Below are 25,050 nucleotides of genomic sequence, written 5' to 3' on the forward strand. Positions count from 1 at the left end.
GGCTGCCGGAGGCTGGGGGAGCTGGCAGCGCCATCGGGATCAAGGCCGATACAGCCACCATGAGGTCTCGTTCGCCGAGAAGACCGGCTGGTAGTGCCGCACGCGCTTCGCGGGCCGCACGTCCTTGACTTGATTGTCGAGCAAGAGCGTCTCGCCGTGCAGCGAGACCAGCGTGACGGCGTGCCCGATGCCCAGGTTCTGGTCCTTGACGGCGACCAGCAGCAGCTCGTCATTGCTGAAGCCGAGCGCGCGCAGGCTCATGAACTTGACGATGGCGAAGTCCTCGCAGTCACCCGCCTTGGCGAAGAACTCGCCCGGCGTCTCCCAGTAGTCCTCGACGCCCCAGTTCACGCGATCTTCGATGTAGCGCCAGCGGTTCGCGAAGTCGTTCACTTCCCGCAGCTGCGTCATCCGATCGCGATATTTCAACTTGTCGATCAGGCCCTTCCATTCGGTATAGGGGCAGTCTCCTAGCTGGAGGCGTCGGCAGCGCGCGTCCTTCGCCTCCTCCGCGCGGTAGCGCTCCAGCAGCGTCTGCCACTTGGGGATGGGCTTGAAGTTGGTGAAGCGCTTCCCGCTGAGGCCGAAGATCGAGCGAGCGCCGAGAGAGGCGCTGCCGGTCTGCTGCCAGCCGATGCCGACGAGCAGAAGCGAGAGCGCGACCACGGCGGCGAGTGCGCAACCACCTGTCTTGGATGGGCTTGCAGCATGCATGGGGTTGGATTACACGCTCAGACCATGCTAGAAAATGAGTCCCGCGTCACAGGACGCCCAATGTAGGCCGCGTGCCGAGCCGGGCACGAATCCCTCCTATCCCGAGCCATCCGGAATGGACATCCACATGTTAACCGCTGATCGCAATGGCGATGTCTTCGCGCCACCTGGGGTGAGGCCGAGAATCTGGGTGGCCGTCGCTATTCTCCTGGCGACCGTCTGTGTGGCGCTTTACGGCGCATACGTGCTCACCGAGCGCGAGCGGGCTCGCGACGTCCAGCTCCTGCAGACGCGGATGACTGTGGTCGCGGATAGCCGAGCCGACGCCATTGGGCGTTGGCTCGAGGGCCAATACGACATTCTGGACGGCCTTGCGGACAATGCGTCGCTGCAAATCTACATCAAAGTCGTGAGTGCGAGCGACGGGGAGGAGCCCTTAGATCCGGATCCGGCCAACCTGACCTACCTGCGGACGCTGCTCGAGGCGACGGCGAGCCGCTCGGGATTTCAGCCCCGCGTCCGGTCCCCGTCCTTGCCGGCGAATGTCAGGCCCCTTGGCGATGCCGGCATCGCATTGATCGGTCCGCAAGGCGATGTGATCGTCGCCACCGCGGGCATGCCGCCACTTGAGGGGCGGATCGCGGCCTTTCTCGATCAGGTCCCGCAAAGCGAGCGCGGGCTGCTGGACCTTTCCATCAAGACGACGGAGACGCCGCAGCTTGGATTCGTCGTCCCGGTTCTGACGCAGGAGCCAGGCGAGGCCACGTCCAGGGTCATCGCGCGCGTCCTCGGCGTGCGGTCGGTGGGGACTGACTTCTACGACACGCTGGCGCAGCCGGGGGCGACGGCGCAGACGGCCGAGTCCTACCTGATCCGCCAGAAGGGCGGCAAGGTGGAGTACCTGACGCCACTCAAGGACGGCTCGCGACCGCTCACCAAGCGTCTCGCCCTGAATACTGCGAATCTGGTGGACGTGGATGCCTTGTCGAGCCCAGGGCGCTTCCACTCCGGCCGCGACTATGCCGCCAGGGCCGTCTTCGCGGTGAGTCGCGAGATTCCAGGCACTCCCTGGGCGCTGGTGCACAAGATCGAGCGTGCCGAGGCCCTGGCCGCCACGGACGATCGCCGCAACGCCCTGATGGCGGGCATGGCGCTGCTCATCGTCACCCTGGCCGCGGCCTTCGTCATCGTCTGGCGCTATGCGACATCGCTGCGGGCGGAGGAGGCCGCGCGGCAGTACAAGCTCTCCTCGGAGCGCTTCGCCGCACTCTCCGAGCTTCTCGATACCCTCATGGACAGCCAGCCCCTGCCCATCTTCGTCACCACGGCTTCGGGTGAGATCACTTTCGCCAATCAGCGCATGGCCGATCTCACGCAGGTGCCCAAGGAAGAGCTCCCAGGGCGCTCGCTCCTCGGCATGCTCGGTCAGCAGAAGGGTGGGCGGTATCTCGAGATCGCGCGTCAGGTGCTCGAGAGCGGGCAGCCCAGGACCGAGCTTTCGCGCTTCAGGCTGGAGGAGGGCGAGGAGCTGGTCTGGCGCTCCTACCATGCGCGCTTGTCCGCAACGGCCGAGCATCCAGGCGGGGTGCTGACCAGCATTGAGGACCTGACCGACCTGGCGCACGAGCGCGCGCGTCGAGAGCGCAACACGAGCCAGCTGATCGAGACCCTGGTCGGGCTGGTCGACGAGCGCGACCCGGATTCGGCCCATCAGTCCCGCTATGTCGCCTGGATCGCGCGAAAGATCGCCCAAGAAGCCGGCTTGGACGCGAGCATGGTCGAAGCGACGGTGCAGGCCGCGCGCTTGGTCAATATCGGCAAGATCCGCGTGCCAAGATCACTCTTGACCAAGCAGGACCGGCTCACCCAAGACGAGCTGCGGACGGTGCATCAGGCCCTCGACGACGGCCCCGAGATACTCAAGGACATCAGCTTCGAGGGCCCGGTGCTGGAGACCCTGCGCCAGATCAACGAGCGGGTCGACGGTCGGGGGCGTCCGCTCGGGCTCCAAGGAGACCAGATCCTGCTCAGCGCTCAGACCGTTGCCCTCGCCAATACCTTCGTCGCCTTGGTGAGTCCGCGCGCCTTCCGCGACGGCAAGACCCTCGAAGAGGCCGAATCCATCTTGCTCGAAGAGATCGGCCGTCGCTTCGACAAGAGGATTGTCTTCGCCTTCTTGAGCTACCTGGCCAACAAGGGCGGACGAGACGACTGGAGCCGTATGGTGGACGCCGAGTCGGTCTGACCGATCCGCTGGCCGCTGATTGCTGGTAGCGCTCCCGAGACTAGCGGCTCCGGGTAATCGGATTGCCACATTGCGTGCAGAAGCGAAGTCCGGGCTCGAGTGGAGCCCCGCAGCTCGCGCATGTCGGTGGAGAGGCGGCTGTCGCTGGAAGTGCTCGGTCAAGGCTGGCGCCGCACTCGGAGCAGAATTTCTGTCCTTCTCTAACCATGGTCCCGCAGGCGGGACACTGGCTCGTTGTCGCAGGCGTGGCGCCTGCGGCCGCCGCTTCTTCTGGCACGGGCGGCGACAGCATGCCGAAGAGCTCCAGCCAGTATGCGCCGGGCTCAAGCGACCGCAGCCTTGCCTTCGGCATTGGCGCTTCCTCGAACGCGATCACGCAGAGTGGTCCGCTGCCTCGCAGGGTCAGGCGGTGTGTCGTCGTTTCTTGGCGGTCTTCAAAGGTGACGACTTCGTGGGCAATGGCCGGAACCGGCGTCATCCAGTGGCCGGACAGCCGCATGAGGTTGGCGCTGGGGCTCCATTTGCCGTTGCCCTCATCCCTGAGCAGGCCGAGTCCCGCCAGCTCCCGATAGCCGCTCGTTAGCCTGGATGCGGAACCTCCGTCCCCAATCTGGAAGGAATGGGGGGCGAGCAGCCTCAACAAGGTCACCAGCCAGCGCCCGTCGGCCTGTGTGTCCTCAACGCTCAGGCGATACATGACCGTCAGGTGATCGACCGGAAGCAGGAAATCGGCTACGACCTGCCTCTGCATGATGGAGGTCAAGAGCACGAGACGCACGGCATCCGCCGCCGCCGCCAATGCCATTAGGCCCGCGGGGGTGAGCTCCAGCGTCGGGATGTCGGGGAAGGGCGCGCTATCGACATCCAGGGCGATGCAGTCTTCGAGCGCGATCTCCTTGGTCGTCCACGGAAAGGATAGCCTGTAGCCATCCTCGGCGGGGGCGATGGCCGTCAGCCTGTCGGGCGCGGCAGACGAGGCCGCATAGAAGGGCGCGCTGATGCGATCGGCCGTGGCCGTCGCGCTATTGATGAGCAGGTAGGGGTGGCACAGCGCCTCCAGCGCCGCTCTCCAGCTCTGGTCCAGCCAGCCACGTCCGCGCATGTCGGCCTGCAGGGCCGAATCCGGAAAGGCGGCGGGCAAGTCGCGCAAGGGCGACCCAATGCCCGGAGCCAGGCCCTGGGCGATCAGCAGCTGGGCCAGGTCCGATCGAGAGAGTGCTTGTTCGGTTCGCCGGGTCATTTTGGTCTCACCTTCGATTGCCGCGTTTGCCGATGCGCCTCGAGCCTCCTCAATGAAAACGGCGATTCTATGTTCATTCGGCCTTTGTCTTGCCTGGCCCAACGAGGTAGGAATTCCGCCAGTCGACGGCTTCATTGAACTCCTTGTACGACAAGATGAAGTCCTTGTTGGGAACTGCAGGATCGACAACTCGAAACTCTAATCCGGACGACCCCTGCCTTACTTCCGTGCACACAACGGCGTGAGGCCTCCCGGTAATCGCGCCCGAAGAGCTGCAGACGATCGGTTCTCCAGCATTTACCCTTGCGACTACCTCCGAGACGCCGAGATCACTCGCCCGAATTGGAGTACTTCCCAGGGATTCAATTGCCCCCGGAAGATTGCTCGGACTGAGTCCACCCTTTTGCCCCAGGAGATTCCTTGCTTTTAGGACATCCTCGACTTCGGTGTAGCTGCGCCCAGTTGCATTTGCCAACGATGCCCTCGCACAGTCTCCTCTAGAGTACTGTCCATGTCGTAACCCGCCCTTTGGGTCTTCTGCCCGATGCGCCCACGGGTGCGATGGGTCCAGTTCGGTCACATGGTAGATGCCGTCGCTATCCGAATCGCCCTCGGAGATTCGCTCTCCTTCTCGGAGTGTCGCTGCTGCTTCAGGAGCATCGTTTGGTGAGCCTTCGCTTCGCGTCGGCGTCTCTTGACCCGCACGCGATCCACTCACTTGGTCCGTCGGCTCATCGTCCGTGCTCGGCCGTGTTGCACCTCCTTCATTGCTCGCGGCCGAGCGCCGCAGACCGACGCTCTCATCCGCAGTGGTGGTTGAGCGCTGCGGCGATGTGCCCTCATCGGGCGTGCCGGGCTGGCCGCCTCCGTCATTGCCTGTCGACGGCCGCACTGCGCTGTCATCATCGCTGCTCAAACCGCGTGAGCCGGCGCGCAAGGTCGGGTCGTCGCCTGCGGGGATGCGCGGCAGTCCCGACTCATCGACGGCAGCCGAGCGTACCGAGAGATCGTCGTCGCTGCCAAGGCCACGTGAGCCGGCCCGCAGAGCCGGGTCGTCACCAGCGTCGATCCGCGGCGTATTGCTTGGGCCGAAGAGGCTCCCGCCGTTACGCTGCTCGACATTCTGCAGATGCTCGAAAAGGGCGCCGGTCGCGGCGCCCTGGACGCCGGCGTAGAACATGTCCTCCGCATTGCCGCCGCGCCAGCCTGCCTGTGCCGCATCGGTCAGGCCGCTGGTGAAGGCATTCCAGGCGACATCGCCCTGGCGCGTTGCGCCGAGATGGCCGCCAATCCAACGGAAGGTTGCACCGGTTGCGGCCTCCTTGATGGCCCCTTCCGCACCCTTGTCGCGGTATTGAATCGCATCGTAGACGAAGCTCGACACGGCGCCTCGCGTCCAGGGGGTAACCCTGCTTTCGAGAATGGCAGCGGCCTTTTTCCCGGTCTCGACGATCTTGATGGCGACATTCTCTCGGTGCTGCGCATCGATGGCCTCATGGTCGGCCTTGGCGCCGGCGGATTCAGTCTGGCCAGTGCGAATGTCATTTACGGCATGGTTGAGCCGGCGCAGGGTATCGAGATCCTCATCGGTGATGCTGTCGGGGTCGACGCCATGGCCGCGGTAGCCGATGCGATCGAGAATGCGGTCGAGCGCCGCCTGCTGCTCTAACGTCAGATGGTGGCGCCTGTCGTCCAGATAGTCGCCGCGCTGATAGTACTCATCCAGCGGCGTGCGTGGCTCATTCGGGGGCGGCGCATGCTCGTCCGGCACCCATTGCGGTGTGTTGCTACTGTCGTCGCGCCTCCAGCCTCGAACCCAGCGCTGGCTGTCGTCGTCCCATTTGAAGCCTTGCCGAGTCATCTTCTCGGCATAGAGATCGTCCTTGGGCCTGAAGCTGTTGGTGTCGGGATCCCAGGCGAGATTGTTCGGGTCAGGGTTGTTGCGCAGCGACCATTCGGGCACGAAATAGCCGCCGTCGCCGCTGTCTCGGTCGTCCTCTTGCGGCCGAGCTCGATCCTGTCCGTCGTCGGATTGACCGTCTATATCGTCCGCTTGGCTAGGCTCAGGGCTACGGTCGCGCGACGAGGAATTGCCAGCTTCGTTGCTACCGGCCCTGACGTCATCGCTGCTAATGATGACGAGATTGCCGTCCGGTCCGGTCGCGAGGCCAAGCAGTGGACTGTCGCTACCTGCGCTATGCGGCGCGCTCATCCAGTCGAGGTATTTGTCCGTCGGATTGCCCTGCGCATCGTAATAGCCGTTGCGGATCATCCAATCGCGGGCCGCGTCGCCATCGAGCAGGCGGGTATTGGCGCCGCCGCCGGGCGCGTCGTCGAAATCGATGCCGAGGTCCGTGCCGAGCCGGTTCAACACCTGCGCAAGCGCGGCTCCGAGTCCAGCCGCGACGCCGGCGGGCAGGCCGTTCATCAGGGCCGTGATCGATCCGCCCTTCTGCAGATAGATCAGGATGTTCTCGGGTGTCATCGGCCTGGTGCCCATGTACTCGGGCCAACCGCCATCATGGGCCAAGGCGATCGGGGACAAGTCGGGCAGGAAGGAGACCACCACCGCTGCCGCGATCAGCAGCAGGAGTATGCCGAGGCCGCCGAGTCTGCGATGCTGCAAATAGGCGAATGCCAGGGCGCCAGCGAGGAGCAAGAGACCGAGTGTGACGCCATCCGGCGTCACGAGCGAATTGAGCATGAAGCCGAGCGCGCCGGCCAGCATGGCGACATAGCCGATTGCCATCCCGTGCTGCCGCAGGGTTTGGCCGCGGAGCAGACTGAAGGCCGAATTCCAGGCCGAGCGCGCCAGCAGCGCCACTACCGAGCCGCCGCGCGCGGCGATTAGCGCGCTCGCGCCCAAGGCCAGCGATAGGTTGGCGGAGCCGTTGACGAGCGCGCCGATCACCAGGCTGAGACCCACGGACGCCGCGACTACGGCATAGGCGTCGTGTTTCTCGCGTCGGACATAGGCGAGGATCGCCTTCACCCGCTGTCTGAAGCCGATGCGCTTCCCCTTGCGGCTGAAGACCCGCCCGAGCCCCCAGACGAGGAGGGCCGACGCCGTCATCCAGAGGACGAAGTTGGAGACGGGGCTGTTGATCATCAGGAAGTCGCTGACGAGGGACGACTTCTGAAAGCCGCCGTTGATGACGATCAGCAGGTAGGCGTGCAGGAGAAAGCCTGCGAGCCCGAAGAGGATGGTCAAGGGGAGCCGTCTGAAGAAGGTGGTCAGCGCCTTCCCCAAGATCAGAGTCAGCAAGGCGAAGAAGCCGTCGGGCAGGCGCGCGGGCCCCTTGCCAACGCCTGCCTGTTTCCCACCTTGCGCCGTGGCGACGATGCGGCCGCTCGCCGGATCGATGCGGGTCTCTCTGCCGTCCTTGTCAGTAAAGCCGAGCGCGGCAACCTTGGCGTCAAATTCCTCGGCGGAGAGCACGCCCTGCTTCTGTGCTGCGCGCAGCGCAAGATAATTCTGCAGCAAGTCTTCATGTGCCATGGCGCTCTCCCGAATGCTGGCCGAGCAAGCGCTCGACAGCGCCTGGAGTCAGGCGCAAGGCACCCCTCAGCGTTCCGAGCCAGAGATTTCCCGCGCGGTCTTCCTCGATGACGGTGACCTCGGCGTCCGGCAGGCCGTCGTCGACGGTGAGGGTGCGGACGGTGCGACCCTGGTCGCGAAGCGTCAGGCCGTCATATTCATGCCCGACCCAAAGACGGCCTTTGCGACCACGGTAGAGGCTGCGGACCTTGGGGCCAGCCAGCTGCTCCAGCGGCAGGCTGTCGCCGATGCGCCAGCGCGCTGCGTCGCGGACGAATCTCACCGCGCCGCCCTTGTTGTAGAAGCCCTGACCGCTCCAGACCGAGCCGTCTCGCTCCAAGAAGAAGCAGGTCACCTGTGGGTGCTGGAGACCATCGGCAACCGACCAAGACCGAAAGTGGCCGTCTTTGAGGCGTAAGACGCCTTGTTGCGCCGTGCCTATCCAAAGGCCGCCTTCCAGATCGAAGAGCAAGGCTGTCACCAGGGTGTCTGGCCGAGGCAAGGGGACGGGAATCAGCGCGTCCGCGTCGACCCGGAACAAGCCTGCGTCGCCACCCGCCCAGAGTCGGCCATTGCGATCGAGCGCGAGGGCTCGCATGGCTCCGGGCGCCTTGCCATCAGCGCGCGGTAGCGCGGTCTCGCTATCCTTCGTCAATCGGGAAACGCCGCTTTCGCGCGCGACCCAGGTGTGGCCCATGGGATCCTTGACGATCGCACGCAGGAAGGGATCGATCCTGCGCTCTCCCATGAAGCGGTGCTGCTCGTTGCCATCCGGTGAAAGGGCCACCAGGCCTTGAATTGCGGCGACCATGGTAATGTCCCCATCGAAAAGGATGTCTTGCACCTGGAGATCGGCGGCATGAAGCGTCCAGCCTTGGGGCAGGGCAGGGGGGCGGGTCTCCGATGACAGGCTCAGGAGGAGAAAAAGGCTGAGTACGGCGATCGCAGCCGAGATTGAGCCGACTGCCGCGAAGCGCCTCTCGAGCTTGCCGGACATCTCGTTACTTCTCTCAAACGTCGATGACGAAGACGCTCGCCAAGAGGCCGATGAAGGCGGCAATGGCCCAACCGAGTGCCCCGAGCAGTTTCCGACGACGTGGAATCTCGCGCGCATCCCGCTCTTTCGTCGGCGTCAACGACGCCGCCAACAGAAGGGAGACCGCACCGAGAATGGGTGCTGCGAAGAGGATGAAGAGCGCGATCTCATCGTCGCTGGTCAGGCTGCCGCTGACGAAAGACCCAATGGGCACGGACAAGGCGAGAGCCCAGCCCACGAGCCACAAGAAGAGTCCGCCGACGGATGCGCGGCTTAAGCCAACGCGCTTTTCCGGAAAGACCTTGGTGAAGATGATTCCTGCGACGAAACCGCCGATCAGCCCGGCGAGGGCGAAAGCGGTCGTTGCGCCGGGGAGCGTATAGCCCCAATCCTGGATCGGGGCATAGAGTGCGTAGAAATCAGGGTGGCGCAGGCGTTGATCTGCCCAGTAGAGGGCTGGGAAGATCCCCACGGGCATCCATCCGAGGAGCCAGACGAGGCCCCAGTGCATTCCGGACAGCAGCTCCCTGCCGCCCAGGGTGTACCAACGCCCCCTGCGCTGTCTAGCCTGGCTGGGCCGGTCGATTTCCTCCGCAGCGACGAAGGGAGACTCGGTTGGCGCGGCGTGAGGCCGATCGGGCGCTTGCCTGCCGCCTTCGCGTGGCGCGGATCTGAATGGCTCTGGCTGGGGTGCCGCCCTCGGTGCTTGGCGGTCTGTTGGCGTCTCGGCGGGGGACGGCGGCCTCGTATCGGACGCATGCCACCCGCATTGTCCGCAGAAGCGATGCCCCGGCTTTATCGCCGCACCGCATTGACCGCAAAATCTGGCTGCTCGTGACATCAGAACATCTCCCTCTTCGACGGCTTCCCGCCGGCGCCATCATTGATCCGCATCAGAGCAAGGGGCGGCGATGCCCTGGCGGTCCAATGATATAAATATAGTCCAGCGGGGCTTCACATCGAACGCAGGAGCCCCGAGAGGATGCCGGGCTGCCATGGCCTGAGGCGCCTGCAGTCCGGATCTGCGGACCAAGGGGGATGGGAGCATGGGCTGGGATTTCGAAAGGCTCGACGAGGTGTTTGCGATGCTCGGACAGACAGGCCGTCATCTACTGCTGCACGGGCTCCTCGGCTTGCTCTTGTCGCTGTTTCTTGCGGCCTGCGACAGCGGGGATGTCGCTGTCGAGGAAGTCACCATCTACACCTCGGTCGATCAGCATTTTTCCGAGCCCCTGTTTCGTCGTTTCGAGCAGGTCAGCGGGGTTAGGGTAAGGCCGGTCTACGACATCGAGGCGGCCAAGACCACAGGGCTCGTCAACCGGCTGATCGGCGAGTCCAAGCGGCCGCTGGCGGATGTGCTCTGGAACGGCGAAGTCTCGCAGATGCGACGCCTCGCCGAGCATGGCGTGCTTGCGATCTACCGCCCCAAGCGGCTGCCAGAGGGCGTGGCGCTCGGCCCGAAGGGGCGCTGGCTGGAGTTCGGCGGACGTGTGCGCGTCTTCATCATCAACCGGCAACGCCTCGGTAGTCGTCCGCCACCGACCTCGATCGTCGATCTGCTCGACCCGCGTTGGCAAGGCGGCGACATAGCTATCGCCTACCCGTTGTTCGGGACGACGGCGACCCATGCCGTGGCTCTCGCCGAGGTCTGGGGTGTGGCGCCGACGCTCGACTTCTTCTCGCAGCTCGAGCGGCGCGGTATCCGCTTCGTCGACGGCAATTCGGTCGTGCGCGATCTGGTGGTCTCGGCCAGGGCGGTCTTCGGTCTCACGGATACGGACGACGCCTGCGGCGCGGTCGCCCGTGGAGAGCCCGTTTTCGCCACCTTCCCGGATCAAGGCGCCGAGGGGATGGGCGCCCTGGTCATCCCGAACAGTGTCGGTCTGATCGAGGGCGCACCGCATGAGGAGGCCGCGAAGCGTTTCATCGATTTCGTGATCGGGGAAGAGGCGACTGCGCTGCTGGCCCAGTCAGGCTGGCTCTATGTCAGCGGCAGACAGGTGGTTGCCGACCCCGATTGCCGCTTGCCCGCGCGCCTGAAGCGGATGTCCTTGCCTTCAGGGCTCGACGCCGAGGCCTTGGACAGGCTGCGTCGCGACCTGCGCGACGTCATCGTGCGCTAGGGACGGCCGATGCCGCGCCGCTCGGCCGTGGTGAAGGGGCGGGCCGACTGGAGTTGGGTCCTCTCGGCGGCCTGTTGGCTGGTGCTTGGGTTGGGACCAGTCGTGGCGATTCTGGCCGCGCTCATCGTCGAGCCGGAGAGTTGGCTTCACGCCGGGCCCCTCAGCGCGCGGCGTTCATGGCTGTTCGTCAAATCGGCGCTCTTGGCTTTCTCGGTCGCCGGCGCCGCAAGCGTGATCGCCGCCGCCGCGGCTCATTGGCTGCGCAGCCAGGGCGGTGCGCGCGCGCTGCTGCTCTGGCTGCCGCTTTCGTTGCTGACGGTTCCCCCCTACCTCCACGCCGCCGCTTGGATGGGCCTGGCCGATCATCTGGGGCTGCAGCTATCCGGCTGGATGGCGGTCTTCGTCATCGAGACCCTGACCTTCCTGCCTCTAGGGCTTGCGTTCGGGCTCGCCGGCTTTGCCATGACCGACCGGCAGCAGGTCGATGCGGGACGCGTCTTCGCCGACGATTGGCGGGTCTTCCATGCCATCGAGCTCCCGCAAGCCGCTCCGGCCATCGGCATCGGTGCGGCGCTGATCTTCATCCTGGCGATTGCCGATTACAGCGTGCCGGCGCTGATGCAGGTCGAGGTCTACGCGCTCGAGGCCTTCGTCGAATATAGCATCGCCGCCGAGAGCGCCGCCTCACTGCTGGTTGCCTTGCCCGTGCTCTTGCTGTGCGTGCTGTTGCTGGTGCTCGTGGCGGCGCCTATGCGGGCACTCGCGGTCAAGGTCTCCTTCCTGGCGCCTGCGCAACGTCCGAGAGCCCCTGCCTTGCATCGAGGCCTGCGACTGATGCGGTCGGGCGCTGTGATGCTCTGCCTGGCGCAGGTGCTGGTACCCGTGGTGTCGCTGTTCTTGATGACGCCATTGGGCGACATTTGGGTAATTTGGTCGGTCAGCCTGCGAGAGATCGGAAGCTCGCTCTCGACGTCCATGCTCGCTGCGTCGGTCTCCGTCTTACTCGGCTTGTTGCTAGCTCCACGGCTTGCCTCGACCGGATGGCTGGTCGCCGTGCTGCTGCCGCTCGCGGCGCCAGGCTCCTTGATCGGCACCGGGCTCATCGTGCTCTGGACCCTTCCCGGCCTCGCACTGGTCCACGGTACCGTCGTCATGCCCGTGCTGGCCGACGTGGCGCGGTTCGCGCCGCTCGCGATCCTGATCCAGTACGTCCAGAGCAAGCGCACCGACCCGGGATTGATCGAGGCGGCGCGCCTCTATCGCGGCAATGGACCCGCGGTCTGGCTGAAGGTGCTGCTTCCCTTGAGGGCGCAGGGACTTGCGGCGGGCTTCTTCGTCGTTCTCGGTCTATCCATGTCGGAGCTGACGGCCAACCTGCTCGTGGCGCCGCCTGGCGCGCAGTCGCTGATCGTCAAGATCTACGGTCTGCTGCACTATGGCGCTTCGCAGCAGGCCGCGGCCCTCTGCCTCTTCGTTCTCATCTTTTCCATGGCGTCGATGATCGGCCTTCTGCTGGCCCTGGGGAGGCTGCGCGCCGCGAACCTTTGGAGCGCGCATGGGCGAGACTGACGGGATTGCGGTCGTCGGGATCTGCAAGAGGCTCGACGGACGATGGGTGCTCGATGGCGCGTCGCTGCACATCGGAGCCGGCGAGCGCTGCGTCCTGTCAGGCGCCTCGGGAACGGGCAAGACCACCCTGCTGCGTCTCATCGCCGGCTTGGAGGTCCCGGAATCCGGTTACATCGACATCGACGGAGCCCGGGTGACGGGAGGCGAGCCATTCGTCGCGCCGCACAAACGCGGTCTGGGTGTGGTGCTCCAGCAGCCGACTCTGTGGCCGAGCATGACCGTGGCCGGCAACCTGGCGTTCGTCATGGGCCGCGCTCGGGACAGACAGCAGCGAATCCTCGCGCTGGCCGAGCGTATCGGATTCGCCGAGCTTCTCGGCAGGAGGCCGCAAACGCTTTCCGCGGGTCAGGCGCAACGTGTCGCACTCGGGCGGGCGCTCGCCGCGGAGCCCAGGTACCTGCTGCTCGACGAGCCGACGAGCAACCTGGACGCCGAGGCGCGCGATCAACTGAATGCGGTCATTCTCGATCAGGTTGCGGAGCAGGGCGTGGGCCTGCTCTACATCAGTCACGACGAAATTAGCGCTGCCGCCATCGCCGGCAGAAGGCTGCTGTTGTCCGACAGAAGGATCACGGAAGTAGGGACGGCGCGCCTTGGGGGGCACGGGCTTGCGGGGCCATGATCGGAGCCCGACCCCACCAGCGCTAGGCTGGGGCCAAGCTCCCATCTGAGCTGCGGACCGAGGCCTGCTCAGGCGCCTTGCCCCGGGCGCCTCGCCGGCTCCTTCATGGTCACCAGCTCTTCGGCGCTGCAGGGGTGGATGGCGACAGTGTTATCCAGATCGGCCTTGGTGGCGCCCATTTTGAGGGCGACGGCGAAGCCTTGAAGCATCTCGTCGACGCCGTCTCCGATGAGGTGGATACCCATGACACGCTCCTCGGGGCCTGTGCACACCAGTTTCATTGCGGTCTTGGCGCCGTGCGCGTTGAGCGCATAGCGCATGGGCGTGAAGCTGGTCTCGTAGACGGTCAGGGTGTCGCCGTAGCGCTCGCGGGCCTCCGACTCGGTGAGGCCGACTTTGCCGATCGGCGGGTGGGCGAAGACGACGGTCGGGATGTTCTCGTAGTCCAGCTTGGAGTCCGGCTTGCCGTTGAACAGCCGCTCGGCGAGACGGCGTCCGGCGGCGATGGCGACCGGGGTCAGCGGGTCGCGTCCGGTGATGTCGCCGAGCGCGTAGATGCCTTCCACGTTGGTGCACTGGTAGGCGTCCGTCGGGATGATGCCGTTGCGCTCGACCTCCACGCCCGCCGCCTCCAGGTCGAGGTCGCGGGTGTTGGGCGCCCGCCCTACGGCCCAGATGACCTGATCGAAGCCGCTCAGGCGCTGGCCGTCGCTTGCGAGCATGGTGATTCCGGATGCCTCGCGCTCCAGCCCTGCTACCTCAAACTCCAGATGGACCTGAATGCCCTCGGCCTCCATGTTCTCCTTGAGGGTCTCGCTGATCAAGGGGTCGAATTGCCAGAGCACCCGGTCCTCGAGGGCGACGGTGGTCACTTCGGTCCCGAAGGATCTGAGCACGCCCGCCAGCTCCACGCCAATGTAGCCGCCGCCGATGATGGCGACGCGCTTGGGCTGTTCTTCAAGCGCAAAGAAGCCGTCGGAGGTGATGCCCAGCTCGTGGCCAGGCATGCGGGGCACGATGGGCCGGCCGCCGGTCGCGATGACGATATGGTCGGCGCCGTAGTGCTGGTCGCCGACCGCGATGGTGCGTGCATCGACGAAACGGGCGAAGCCGTGGATGCGGGTGATCCCGAGCCGGTCGGCATAGCCGTCCCAGTAGTCGTTGATATTGGCGACATAGCGGTTGCGCCCCTCGACGAGCTTCTTCCAATCGAGCCCGCCGCCGCTGGCGTGGACGCCGAAGTCCGGCGCGTCCTTCACAGCGTCCGCCAGGTGGGCGCCGTACCACATCACCTTTTTCGGCACGCAGCCTGCGTTGACGCAGGTCCCGCCCAGCTTGGCGCCCTCGACGATGGCGACGCGCTTGCCGAACTGGGCCGCCTTTTCGGCGATGGCCAAGCCGCCGCTGCCGCCACCGATGGCAATCAAGTCGAAATGCTGACTCATGGTATTCAACCTCTCATTCCTCTGATCCGCAGCCGACTCCGCCGATAGATCGGCCGAGCCGCTTGCGCGCTTGGTCTCGATCGCATGCTGCTCCAAGGCCTAGCCCCCATGCCCCAAGCGAAGACGCCCTCCGCCCTGGATCAGGGGGGAGGGCGCCGCTGTGTCAGGACCGCCCTGACGATCCGCGATTAGCGCTCGGCGACCCAGGCGACGACCGCGTCCGACCCTCCGATCAGCTTACCGTTGACAAAGACCTGCGGAACCGTCTTGGCGCCGGTCATGGCGCGCAGCCCCTGCTCGGTGTAGTCCTTGTTGAGGACCAGCTCCTCGAAGTGGATCCCCGCGTTGCGCAGCGCCTCCTTCGCCTTGACGCAGAAGGGGCAGCCGTCGCGGCTCAGGACCGACACGTCCATCGGCTTGGGTGCCTCGGGGGCGATGTAGGCCAGCATGGTGTCGGCGTCGGAGACCTCGTAGGGGTCGCCTTCGACCTCGGGCTCGATGAACATCTTCTCGACGACACCGTCCTTCACCAGCATGGAGTAGCGCCAGGAGCGCTTGCCGAAGCCGAGAGCGTCCTTGTCGACCAGCATCCCCATGCCGGCGGTGAAGTCGCCGTTGCCGTCCGGAATGAAGGTGACATTGTCGGCGTTCTGCGTCTCCTTCCACTCGTTCATGACGAAGGTGTCGTTGACCGACATACAGACGACCTCGTCGACGCCGTGCTCCTTGAAAGTGGCCGCCAGTTGGTTGTAGCGCGGCACGTGCGAGGAGGAGCAGGTCGGGGTGAAGGCGCCCGGGAGCGAGAAGACGACGACGGTCTTGCCGGCGAAGAGCTCATCCGTGGTGACATCGACCCACTCGTGGCCCTTGCGGGTGTGGAAAGTGACGTTGGGAACGCGGCTTCCAGTACGGTCTTCAAACATTGGTCAGACTCCGTGTATTGCGTGTCGTGGTTCGACGTTTGGTTGTGGAGCACTTGCTCGCCGCTCGTTGCGGCTTGCTTGGGTGTAGATTACGGCGGCCAATTCCATCTGTGAAATGGATTATTGGTATCGTTATGATTGGTTATAGCGATGATTTCCGAGGCGCCCTATTTTGCCACGGCAGATGCGGCCTTTGTGTGGCGAATCAACCCATCGTCGAGGGCAGTCGTCGAGAGGGCGGCGTACCCCCGCTGGACAGAGCCTTGCGTCGGCGGGGTGCGGAGTCGGGTCCGTCGGCCGCTGAGAGCCGCTCTTGGGCGTGAGCTCCGGATGGGTCGTTAGAAGCATGCCTATCCGGTTGCTACCCAACGATTCCATGCTAGTTGTGTTTTCGAGCCGAAAGTGCGGCACAAGCCACTTCCGCGAGCCGTCAGCCCCCTGGATCGGCGAGTGCATGAGAAAAATCGGCCGCATTGCGGGACCCGCGGCATGGTGTGGGAGGCAACCGGATAGGCACGGTTAGAAGCATATCGCCATATAAGGATATATTGATTAGGGTCAAAGCCATTCCGGCGCTTCCGGCCTAAGTTATGGCGCTGCGGTCATCGCTCCGAGCGAGCGTGACGGCAGCTTGCGGAGCCCGTCTTCACGACCACCGCGATTGCGGCCAGCGTCCCGAGAGCGCGGAAGTCGTGGATGCATCCGAGGATGCGGACTCCCATCTTGCGCGGACACCGAGCCCCGCGCTCGCGCGTCCGCTGCGCTCTCAAGAGACAGTCTGAAAGCGAGGACAAGACGATGACGATGAAGCCGCTGGTATTGGCAGCGACCATTGCCGGTCTCTCGACGCTGGGCGCCACGCCCGCGAATGCCTTCTGGGGCTGGGGACCCTTCGACTGGTTCACGCCTTGGGGTGGCGGACCCTGGGGCGGCGGTCCTTGGGGAGGCCCCGGCTACGGTTACGGGCCCTATGGCGGCTATGGCTGGGGCGGCCCGGTCTATGGCTATCCTGGGCTGGTCTATCCGGGGTACGCCTATCCAGCCTATGGCTATCCAGCCTATGGCTATCCCGCCGTAACCGCGCCTCAGAGCACGACTTCTTCCAAATAAGGCGATTGCCGGAAATTCTTATACCGGGTGGCGCCGGATTGAGGTCCGCCTTCACGGAGCGCCGACAGGAGCATCGCTGGGCGATGTGACTGGCGGGGCGACACAGAAGGCGGGCGTCAAGACAAGCCAGATGGTATGGGAATTGACAGAAATCGCCTAAGCTCGCGACGCGCGAGTCCCTCGCGTCGTCCTGCTCGGGCCGAAGCGCGACCCCGCTTGCGGCCCGAGCCCGGCCAAAGCCCGCCGGAGCCCGACGAGCTGCGCGCCTTGATCATCGCAGCTAGGCCGTCTTAGCCGCTTTCACCAGCCGATCCAGCGAAGCGCCCAGAGGCGATTCTTGCAGCCCTTGCGGCGCCCGCGAGACAGTGCGCTCGGGTGAGCGCTTCCGGGCATTTCACCGCTCATCCCTCAACTTGCTATTATCCCCCGCCGGATTCGCTGCCCGATCCTAGCCAGGCGAGGGCGGGCTAATGCTCGCCATGTAGAGACTCGGAGACACGATTATGCGTTTGTTGGTGGGTGACATCGGAGGAACCAAGACAGCACTCGGTGTCGCGGATACGGACGGCGAGCAGGTTAATCTCTCCGAGCCCAAGCGTTATCCCAGCGCAGCCTTCGCGACTTTCGACCAGATCGTGCAGCGCTACCTGAACGAGACCGGGGTCACTTGTCGTTTCGCAGCCTTTGCGGTCGCCGGGCCGGTGCAAGATCGCCGCTCGGAGACCACCAATCTGCCTTGGGCGCTGGATGCCGATGCCTTGGAGCTGACCTTCGGCTTTTCCGGGGTGGACCTACTGAACGACCTCGAGGCCGTTGCCTGGGGAGTTCCCGCGCTCGGGACACAGGACATCGCCGAGATTCATCCGGGCGATGCCTTGAGTCAAGGCAATGCCTGTGTGGTGGCGGCGGGCACTGGGCTGGGGCAGGCGGGGCTGTTTTGGGATGGCGTCGCTCATCACGCCTTCGCGACCGAGGGTGGGCACACGGATTTCGCGCCCGTCGACGAGCTGGAGTTCGCCCTGCTGACGTATCTCAAACGACGTTACGGACGCGTGAGCTGGGAGCGCCTCGTCTCCGGTCCGGGCATTGCCAACATCTACGAGTTCTTGCTCGAGCGTCATGGGGCCGCTCAGCCGGACTGGATACGCCAGGCGATCGATGAGGGAGGGGATACCGCGGCGGCCGTGGCTCAGGCCGCCGCCGATGCGCGCTGCCCAGTGTGCGCCGAGACCATGGACCTCTTCATGCGGCTCTACGGGCGGGAAGCGGGCAATACCGCACTCAAGCACATGGCGCTCGGGGGGGTCTATCTGGGCGGCGGAATCGCGCTCAAGAATCTTGCTCTGGTCCGTAAAGGTGGGTTTTTGGAGGGCTTTTTCGATAAGGGCCGAATGGGCTCGCTGATGCGGCGCATGCCGGTCAGGGTGATCCTGCAGCCGCATACGCCCCTGCTTGGCGCAGCGCGATTCATGGCGTCTCAGTAGATCGGCCGGCCTCGGGTCGGCCAGCATCGCGGACCTATCCAGGCCAGGGTCGGTCGCGGCTGCCCCCGCCCTGGGCTAAACTGCGGGGACGCTATGACATCAGCTAGGGCGTTTGCGTGCCAGATCGACTCTCCGCCAGCGAGCAGGCCAGAGCCACATCTCGCTCCCACTGCCTCCGCCTCGTCCGCAGCCGCCGAGCTTGGTGTCTGCTCCTTTTTATCCTCAGTGCCAGCCTTGCCGCCGCGCCTGCCCTTGCGTTGAAGCTCGATGCTCGTGTCCAGGGCCTCGAGGGCGAGCAGGAGGCCAACGTCCTGGCGCTGCTCGACATCTACCAGGAGCGCGGAGACGACGAGCTGACGCCGTCGCGCGTCTTGGCGCTGCACCGCATCGCACCCGACCAGATTCGCGACGCCCTGGCGCCATTCGGCCTCTACAGGGTCGAGGTCAAGGGCGATCTTCAGGAGCCGCCGGGCGGCGAGGGCACCTGGACGGCGACCTATTCGGTGACGCCCGGCGAGCCCGTTAAGGTCGCCACCGTGGATTACCAGGTCACTGGCCAGGGCGCCGAGGATCCGACCTTTCCCAAGGCCTTTCCGATGAAGGTCGGGGACGTCCTGCTCCACTCGCGCTACGAAAAAGCCAAGTCGGACATCCGCTATGCCGCTTCCTCGGAAGGGTTTCTGGATTACCAGCTGACTTGGCATCAGGTCCTCATCGACCCTGTCGCCTATGAGGCACACATCGTCTTCCATATCGAGACGGGTCCTCGGTATCGCATCGGCAAGGTGACCTTCAACCAGGACCTGCTCGACGAGGATTTCCTGCAAGGCTACGTCAAGGTCAAGTCGGGCGACGTCTATGACCCCAACCGACTCATGGCACTGCAGGCCAGATTACTCGGCACCGAATACTACAAGGACGTCGAGATTGTTCCGCACAAGGACGAGGCCGGCCCGGACAATGAAGTCCCCATCGAGGTCGTCGCCAAGCGCAATAAGGCCAACAAGTACCGCATTGGTCTCGGCTATGCGACGGACGTCGGTCCGCGCATGACGCTGGACTATCGGCGGCGCTATCTCAACCGCTGGGGTCACAAACTGCGCAGCGAGCTGAGTCTGGCGCCCGCACTCTCCGAGCTGGAGCTGGACTACCGCATCCCCATCCAGGATCCGACCCGCGACTACATCGTCATCAAGCCGCGCTCCTCCATGTATGACACGGCCACACGCAAGGGCTGGGTCCATTCGGTGCAGGCCGCGCACTCGACCCTGACGCCGCGCGGCTGGCGGCGCAACATCGGCGTGGACTACCGCTACGAAGACCTGGATACCGGCTCCGACTCGCTCGGCGCGACCAACGAGCTGGTTCCGAACATCTCCTGGTCCAAGACGGTCTCAGACGACCCCATCAATACCAACCATGGCTACCGCCTCAAGTACACCCTCTTGGGCACCTTCCAGGGGCTGGTCTCAGAGACCTCCTACCTGAGCGGTCTCGTCCAATTCAAGTGGGTGAGGCGTCTCAACGAGAACTATCGCTTCATCACGCGCACTGACCTAGGTGCGACCTGGGCCGAGAGCGTCGACGACCTGCCCGCCAGCCGCCGCTTCTACGCCGGCGGCGATAGCTCCATTCGCGGCTGGGGCTTCGATGTCTTGGGTCCCAACGATCCGGTGACCAATGAGACGGTGGGCGGCCGCTACCTGGCGGTCGGTAGCCTGGAGCTGGAGCGCCGTATCAAGGGTCCTTGGAGCGCCGCCGTCTTCACGGATTTCGGCAATGCCTTCGATCCCGACTACGAGCAAGAGCTGGCGCAGAGCGCCGGGGTCGGCCTGCGCTGGGCCTCGCCCATCGGCCAGGTGCGCTTCGATGTCGCCTTCGCGCTCACCAAGGATCAGGGCGACTACGACGGCCTTCCACCCGCCCGGCTGCACATCGTGATTGGACCTGACCTATGAGCCAGACCACCGAGCAACGCCCCACGCAGCCCCCGGATTCGCCGCCTGACGCCGGGGTCAGCCCGGGGCGCAAGCCGGCACTGGGCTGGCGCATTCTGCGCTGGCTGGGCGGGACCCTATCGACGCTGCTGATCCTGGTTGTCTGCGTCCTCTTCTACTTCCTGGGCACCGAGCACGGGCTGCACACAGCCATTGCGCTGGCCGATCGGGCTGCGCCCGGTCTAGTGAAGATCCGGGTCGCCGAGGGGCGCATCCTCGGGCCGTTGCACCTCGAGGGCTTCGAGCTGCATTTGCCGACCACGGACGTCACCGTCGGCGGCTTCGATCTCGATTGGTCGCCCGCCGGGATTCTGCGGGGTGTGGTTGCCGTGCAGCGGCTTGCCGCGCGTGACATCACCCTGACCCTGGGACCTGCGGAAGAGAAGGAGGACGAGCCCTTCGCCCTGCCCGAGATCGCCATCCCGATCCGCTTCGCGATCGAGCAGGCTACGGTGGACCGGCTGCGGGTCGTCAGTCAGGGCGCGGAGGCGCCCATGCTCGTCCTAGAGCACGCGGGTCTGAGCGCGGCCTTGGAGGGCAGCGCGCTTCAGCTGGCCGACTTGAGCGTCCTGCTCGAACAACCTCAGCTTGCCGCGGATGCCAAGGGCCAGGCGCGGCTGAGCGGTGACTATCCGCTCGGGCTGGATCTCGCGTGGACCTTCGATCTGCCGCCGGACGCCAGGCTGCAGGGTGAAGGGACGCTGGGCGGCGATCTCAAGCGATTGACCCTGGAGCATCGCGTGCGCGGATCGGCGGAGGTGGATGTCGACGCCGAGGTGACGGATGTGCTCGAAAGCCCGGCGTGGAATGGCTCGGTCAAGGTCCTCAAGGTTGCGCTGCCGGACTTCAAGCCGGACCTCCCGGCCGTCGAGACGACTGCGGCGCTCGACACCAGCGGCAGCCTTGACGAGGCGACCCTCTCGGGCACGCTCGACGCCCGCGCGCCGAACCTGCCGGATTTCGGCCATCTCGCGCTGGTCCTGGATGTGCTCTGGAAGGAGCAGCGCCTCAGCATCCGTCAGCTCGACATGACCGAGCAGGTCTCGCAGGCCTCGCTCGAGGCGACAGGGGAGGTCGATCTGAGCCCCACCCCTGGGCGCTTTGAGCTTCAGGGCGAGTGGCAGCGGCTGCGCTGGCCATTGAGCGGGGATCTTCTGGCCCAATCCGCACAGGGCAAGGTCGACGCCTCGGGCACCTTCGAGGACTTCGTCTACGCACTCGAGGCACTGGCCGCCGGACCGAGCTTTCCGAGCGCCAAGATTGCCGCCAAGGGGCAGGGCACCGCCGAAGGTACCAAGCTCGACCAGCTTCGCATCGACACCCTGGACGGCGTGCTGGAGGGCAAGGGCAATCTGGCCTGGGCGCCGGCCCTGCAGTGGGACTTCGCGCTGCACGGAAACGACCTCAATCCAGGCAGCTTCGTCGAGGGTCTGGACGATCGGGTGGTCCTCAATCTACAAACCGCCGGCAGCCTCGAGCAGTTCGACTACGACCTGGTCACCACGACCTCGGGCCCCGGCCTGCCTCCGGCCAGCCTGACTCTGGTCGGCAGCGGCGACCTCGAGCAGACCCGCGTCGAGACCCTGAAGCTCGATATCCTGGATGGGCGCATCGAGGGTCAGGCCAAGGTCGATTTGGATCCGCAGATCGGCTGGGACGCTGGGCTCAGCATTGCCGGCATCAATCCGGGCAGCTATGCGCCAGAGTGGCCTGGACGAATCGACGGCAAGATCACCACCCAGGGCGTGCTCCAGGAGACTGGGCCCAGTCTCGTCGCGGTCATCGAGCAGCTTGAGGGCAGGCTGCGCGGCTATCCCATTGGTGCTACCGGCAAGGTCTCCTTGGACGGCAAGACGGCGCGCATCGAAGGACTGGCCGCCGAATCCGGTCCGAGCAAGCTGCGTGTCGACGGCACTGTTGCGGATGCCTTGGAACTGGACTTCGCCCTGACCTCGCCGGACCTCGCCAGCGTGCTGCCTCAGGCCGAGGGCAGCATCGACGTCAAGGGCAAGGTAAGGGGCGCGCTGGATGCGCCGGATGTGATGCTCGACTTGAGCTTTGGCGGTGTGGCCTTGGCCGGCAACGGCATCGCCAGTCTGACTGGCGATGCCGAGGTCGGGCTGGGCACGGATGGCCGCTTCGATGTCGATCTGCAAGGCAAGGATCTCGTCGCCGGGGGGCTGCAATGGGAAACCCTCAGGGTCCGCGGGACGGGTGCCCTGCCGGATCACCAGCTCTCGGTCGCGCTGGACGGGCAGCAGCTCTCCGCGAAGCTCGCCTTGACGGGCGGGCTGAAGGACGGTGGTGCCTACGCGGGGCAGCTCAGGACCCTGGATCTCAGCACGCCGGAGGTGGGCGCTTGGGCGCTCGAGCGTGCGATGCCGATCAGCTATGAGGCGCCCAAGATCGCTGCCGGTCCGCTCTGCCTGCGTCACGCCGACGGCTCGGGCGGCTGCCTGGACTTCGAGCAGCCGCAGTCCGGGCAGTGGACGGCGGGCGTGGATCTGGACAAGCTGGACTTCGCGCTACTCAAGGAGTTTCTGCCGGAAAAGCTGACCGCCGATGGCCTGGCGCGCGTCAAGGGCCGCTTCACGGCGCAGGGTCCGACGCTGACGGGGTCCGCCGTTGCGGAGATCCCGGACGGCGTGGTGAGCGTCGACATCGGCAAGGGCAAGCGCCAGACGCTGGACTTCTCCACCACTCGGCTCGGCCTGGAAGCCAACGGGAATGGGTTGTCCGCGAAGCTGGGCCTGCCGCTCAAAGAGATCGGCGAGGTCAGCGGCGACCTGAGTCTACCGGGCTGGCGCCTGGATGATCCGGCACGTCCGGGGCAATCCCTGCGCGGCGGCTTGAAGGCGAATGTCCAGAATCTCTCGCTGATCGCCGACATGGCCCCTCAGCTGAACGGACTGAGCGGCGCGATCGATGCCGATCTGACACTGGGCGGGACCATCGGGCAGCCTGGCGTCAAGGGGCTCGCGGAGGTCAAGGGCGTTGGCTTCCAGGTGCCCTTGCTCGGTCTAGAGGTGAAGGACGTCGACCTGACCGCGCGGGCCCCGGCCTGGGATCGGCTCAGCATCGCCGGCGGCGGCCTCATCGGCGGCGGCCGGCTCGAGATCACAGGCGATGGTGGCCTAAAGGGGAGCGACTACACCGCCGAGATCAAGATCCAAGGCGACAAGCTCAAGGTGGCCGACACCAAGGAGTATTTCGCCCTCGTCTCGCCCAAGATCGACATCCAGGCCGGGACCACGGGGGCCGCGATCCGCGGTGAGATCCGCATTCCGGAGGCGCGGATTCGCCCGCGCACGGTGCCCGCCGGCACGGTCTCGCCCTCGGCGGATGTCACCCTTGAGGAGAAGGAGCCGGCGCCGCCCTACCCGGTGTCGATCGATCTGACCGTCGCCATGGGAAATGAGGTGACCATTGATGCCTTCGGCGTGCGTGGCCGGCTGGCTGGCGATCTGACCATCCTGCAGCGGCCCGGCAAGGACATGCTGGGCGACGGCCAGCTCCAGATCAAGGAAGGTGAGTACCGGATCTCCGGCGGCTTCGGACTCGCCGCCGAGCTCGGCGCTCCGCTCAAGATCACCCAGGGCCGCTTGATCTACGCCAAGAGCCCCATCGACAATCCCGGCCTCTTGCTCCAGGCCGAGCGTGACGGCGGCGATACGACAGCCGGCGTGCGTGTCCTCGGGAGCATTCGTGACCCCAAGCTCGCCTTCTTCTCCGAAAGCGATCCGGGCATGACGCAGGCCGAGATCACCAAGTACCTGCTGACCGGGATCCCGCCGTCCGGGAACGATCAAACGGACAATGCCGGCCTAGCCGTGGGCACCTATGTCGCACCCAAGATCTACATGGAGTACGAGAGTGGGCTGGGCGACGAGGCCAACAAGATCAAGCTGCGCTATGAACTCTCGCGCAGCATCGAGCTACAGACGGAGACCGGTGAGAGCCAGGGTGCGGACATCTACTTCAAGTTCGAGAATTGACCGCGCGCTGCTGCATCCGAAACATTGGCCGAGCTGGCTCGGCGTCGGCGCCATCTTTGCCTTCGGTCGCTTGCCCTTTCCACTGATCTGGGCGCTCGGCGGTCTGCTCGGCCGTCTCGGCTATCTGCTCGCCGGTGCGCGTCGCGTCGTTGTGCGGCGCAATCTGGCGTGCTGCCTCCCTCATCTCGGCCGCTGGGAGCGCGAGCGCCTCATGATTGCGCACTTCGGCTGGCTCGGGGTTGCCGCGCTCTCCCAAGGCGTCGGCTGGGGCGCGTCCCCTGAGCGCTTGAGCCGGCTGGTGCGCATCCGCAACCGCGAGAGGATCGACACCTACGTCGCCGAGGGTCGGCCCATCATCGTCCTGGTACCCCACTTCATCGGGCTCGAGCTCGGCGGCGCCGCCTTCACGGCCCTGGTGCATTCCGGCGTCTACATGTACCAGAAGATCCGCAATCCCGTCGTCGATCTTCAGGTGCGCCGTGCGCGTCAGCAATACGGCAGCCTGTCGATCGAGCGCCAGGATGACCTGCGTGGGCTGATCCGCGAGATAAGGAAGGGCACCCCCTTCTTCTACCTGCCGGATCAGGACGGTGGGCGGCGGGGCATCTTCGTGCCCTTCTGCGGCGTGCCAGCCTCGACCGTGCCCATGCTCGGCCGCTTCGCCGCCATGACCGACGCCGTCGTTATCCCGACCTTCGCGCGCTTCCTCCCCTGGGGGCAGGGGTTGGAGCTAATCTTCGACCCGCCCATGGCGGACTTCCCAAGTGGAGATCCGGAGCGCGATACGACGCAGATGAACGCGCTCATCGAGGCGCGTATCGCGACCATGCCGGACCAGTACTTCTGGGTACACCGGCGTTTCAAGACGCGCCCCGAAGGCGAGGCGCCCCTCTATCCGCCGAAACCTCGGCGCAAGAAGCGGAAGCAGTGAGCGGCGATATAGGGACCG

General features: G+C 65.4%; 16 protein-coding genes. 9 read left to right on the forward strand and 7 right to left on the reverse strand.

Annotated features, from left to right (window positions below):
- Positions 1–39: 39 nt before the first annotated feature.
- On the reverse strand, positions 40–714 hold the full coding sequence (locus tag G3446_RS04455) for a transglutaminase-like cysteine peptidase (RefSeq protein ID WP_164451208.1): 675 nt from the start codon (positions 712–714) through the stop codon (positions 40–42).
- 127 nt (positions 715–841) lie between these two features.
- Here G3446_RS04455 and G3446_RS04460 point away from each other — a divergent pair, with 127 nt between their 5' ends.
- A complete protein-coding gene (locus G3446_RS04460) occupies positions 842–2,959 on the forward strand; it encodes an HD domain-containing phosphohydrolase (protein ID WP_209262263.1) in 2,118 nt (705 codons plus the stop codon).
- Positions 2,960–2,999: 40 nt separating this feature from the next.
- Here the strand turns inward: G3446_RS04460 and G3446_RS04465 are convergent, their stop codons facing one another.
- From G3446_RS04465 to G3446_RS04480, 4 genes are all read right to left on the reverse strand, one after another.
- Positions 3,000–4,199 (reverse strand): zinc ribbon domain-containing protein, encoded by a 1,200-nt coding sequence (locus G3446_RS04465; RefSeq protein ID WP_209262264.1) that lies wholly within the window; start codon positions 4,197–4,199, stop codon positions 3,000–3,002.
- Positions 4,200–4,272: 73 nt separating this feature from the next.
- On the reverse strand, positions 4,273–7,698 hold the full coding sequence (locus G3446_RS04470) for a hypothetical protein (RefSeq protein WP_164451209.1): 3,426 nt from the start codon (positions 7,696–7,698) through the stop codon (positions 4,273–4,275).
- On the reverse strand, positions 7,688–8,734 hold the full coding sequence (locus tag G3446_RS04475; protein ID WP_164451210.1) for a ligand-binding sensor domain-containing protein: 1,047 nt from the start codon (positions 8,732–8,734) through the stop codon (positions 7,688–7,690). The genes G3446_RS04470 and G3446_RS04475 overlap by 11 nt, the downstream gene beginning before the upstream one ends.
- Before the next feature lie 13 nt (positions 8,735–8,747).
- Positions 8,748–9,284, reverse strand: coding sequence for a hypothetical protein (locus tag G3446_RS04480; protein WP_164451211.1), 537 nt, complete (start codon positions 9,282–9,284; stop codon positions 8,748–8,750).
- Between the two features lie 535 nt (positions 9,285–9,819).
- On the opposite strand from G3446_RS04480, the gene G3446_RS04485 reads away from it, so the two are divergent.
- The 3 genes from G3446_RS04485 to G3446_RS04495 are packed head-to-tail and all read left to right on the forward strand — an operon-like array spanning position 9,820 to position 13,147.
- Positions 9,820–10,896, forward strand: coding sequence for an ABC transporter substrate-binding protein (locus G3446_RS04485; protein WP_164451212.1), 1,077 nt, complete (start codon positions 9,820–9,822; stop codon positions 10,894–10,896).
- Positions 10,897–10,905: 9 nt separating this feature from the next.
- Complete coding sequence (locus G3446_RS04490; protein ID WP_164451213.1) at positions 10,906–12,465, forward strand: ABC transporter permease; 1,560 nt, start codon at positions 10,906–10,908, stop codon at positions 12,463–12,465.
- Complete coding sequence (locus G3446_RS04495) at positions 12,452–13,147, forward strand: ATP-binding cassette domain-containing protein (protein WP_164451214.1); 696 nt, start codon at positions 12,452–12,454, stop codon at positions 13,145–13,147. The genes G3446_RS04490 and G3446_RS04495 overlap by 14 nt, the downstream gene beginning before the upstream one ends.
- 68 nt (positions 13,148–13,215) lie before the next feature.
- On the opposite strand, the gene gorA is transcribed toward G3446_RS04495, so the two are convergent.
- On the reverse strand, positions 13,216–14,592 hold the full coding sequence (gorA, locus tag G3446_RS04500; protein WP_164451215.1) for a glutathione-disulfide reductase: 1,377 nt from the start codon (positions 14,590–14,592) through the stop codon (positions 13,216–13,218).
- A gap of 188 nt (positions 14,593–14,780) precedes the next feature.
- Positions 14,781–15,515: a glutathione peroxidase gene (locus tag G3446_RS04505; RefSeq protein ID WP_164451216.1), complete on the reverse strand. Its 735-nt coding sequence runs from the start codon at positions 15,513–15,515 to the stop codon at positions 14,781–14,783.
- A gap of 798 nt (positions 15,516–16,313) precedes the next feature.
- Between G3446_RS04505 and G3446_RS04510 the strand changes: the two genes are divergently transcribed.
- From G3446_RS04510 to G3446_RS04530, 5 genes are all read left to right on the forward strand, one after another.
- A complete protein-coding gene (locus tag G3446_RS04510) occupies positions 16,314–16,625 on the forward strand; it encodes a sulfur globule protein CV3 (RefSeq protein WP_164451217.1) in 312 nt (103 codons plus the stop codon).
- A 503-nt stretch (positions 16,626–17,128) separates the two neighbouring features.
- Positions 17,129–18,109 (forward strand): glucokinase, encoded by a 981-nt coding sequence (gene glk, locus G3446_RS04515; RefSeq protein ID WP_164451218.1) that lies wholly within the window; start codon positions 17,129–17,131, stop codon positions 18,107–18,109.
- Between the two features lie 206 nt (positions 18,110–18,315).
- A complete protein-coding gene (locus G3446_RS04520; RefSeq protein WP_164451268.1) occupies positions 18,316–20,067 on the forward strand; it encodes an autotransporter assembly complex protein TamA in 1,752 nt (583 codons plus the stop codon).
- Positions 20,064–24,101, forward strand: a complete 4,038-nt coding sequence (locus tag G3446_RS04525) for a translocation/assembly module TamB domain-containing protein (protein ID WP_164451219.1) — start codon at positions 20,064–20,066, stop codon at positions 24,099–24,101. The genes G3446_RS04520 and G3446_RS04525 overlap by 4 nt, the downstream gene beginning before the upstream one ends.
- On the forward strand, positions 24,019–25,032 hold the full coding sequence (locus G3446_RS04530) for a lysophospholipid acyltransferase family protein (RefSeq protein WP_164451220.1): 1,014 nt from the start codon (positions 24,019–24,021) through the stop codon (positions 25,030–25,032). The genes G3446_RS04525 and G3446_RS04530 overlap by 83 nt, the downstream gene beginning before the upstream one ends.
- Positions 25,033–25,050: the final 18 nt, after the last annotated feature.

The sequence above is a fragment of the Thiorhodococcus minor genome, assembly GCF_010820565.1.
Taxonomy (GTDB): domain Bacteria; phylum Pseudomonadota; class Gammaproteobacteria; order Chromatiales; family Chromatiaceae; genus Thiorhodococcus; species Thiorhodococcus minor.

What these genes read in the sequence shown, in the direction of transcription:
- G3446_RS04455 (WP_164451208.1), bottom strand. Translation starts at nt 714, where the DNA reads ATGCATGCTGCAAGCCCATCCAAGACAGGTGGTTGCGCACTCGCCGCC.
- G3446_RS04480 (WP_164451211.1), bottom strand. Translation starts at nt 9,284, where the DNA reads ATGCACTGGGGCCTCGTCTGGCTCCTCGGATGGATGCCCGTGGGGATC.
- G3446_RS04470 (WP_164451209.1), bottom strand. Translation starts at nt 7,698, where the DNA reads ATGGCACATGAAGACTTGCTGCAGAATTATCTTGCGCTGCGCGCAGCA.
- G3446_RS04490 (WP_164451213.1), top strand. Translation starts at nt 10,906, where the DNA reads ATGCCGCGCCGCTCGGCCGTGGTGAAGGGGCGGGCCGACTGGAGTTGG.
- G3446_RS04485 (WP_164451212.1), top strand. Translation starts at nt 9,820, where the DNA reads ATGGGCTGGGATTTCGAAAGGCTCGACGAGGTGTTTGCGATGCTCGGA.
- G3446_RS04460 (WP_209262263.1), top strand. Translation starts at nt 842, where the DNA reads ATGTTAACCGCTGATCGCAATGGCGATGTCTTCGCGCCACCTGGGGTG.
- G3446_RS04475 (WP_164451210.1), bottom strand. Translation starts at nt 8,734, where the DNA reads ATGTCCGGCAAGCTCGAGAGGCGCTTCGCGGCAGTCGGCTCAATCTCG.
- G3446_RS04530 (WP_164451220.1), top strand. Translation starts at nt 24,019, where the DNA reads ATGAACTCTCGCGCAGCATCGAGCTACAGACGGAGACCGGTGAGAGCC.
- G3446_RS04510 (WP_164451217.1), top strand. Translation starts at nt 16,314, where the DNA reads ATGACGATGAAGCCGCTGGTATTGGCAGCGACCATTGCCGGTCTCTCG.
- G3446_RS04505 (WP_164451216.1), bottom strand. Translation starts at nt 15,515, where the DNA reads ATGTTTGAAGACCGTACTGGAAGCCGCGTTCCCAACGTCACTTTCCAC.
- G3446_RS04495 (WP_164451214.1), top strand. Translation starts at nt 12,452, where the DNA reads ATGGGCGAGACTGACGGGATTGCGGTCGTCGGGATCTGCAAGAGGCTC.
- G3446_RS04465 (WP_209262264.1), bottom strand. Translation starts at nt 4,199, where the DNA reads ATGACCCGGCGAACCGAACAAGCACTCTCTCGATCGGACCTGGCCCAG.
- glk (WP_164451218.1), top strand. Translation starts at nt 17,129, where the DNA reads ATGCGTTTGTTGGTGGGTGACATCGGAGGAACCAAGACAGCACTCGGT.
- G3446_RS04525 (WP_164451219.1), top strand. Translation starts at nt 20,064, where the DNA reads ATGAGCCAGACCACCGAGCAACGCCCCACGCAGCCCCCGGATTCGCCG.
- gorA (WP_164451215.1), bottom strand. Translation starts at nt 14,592, where the DNA reads ATGAGTCAGCATTTCGACTTGATTGCCATCGGTGGCGGCAGCGGCGGC.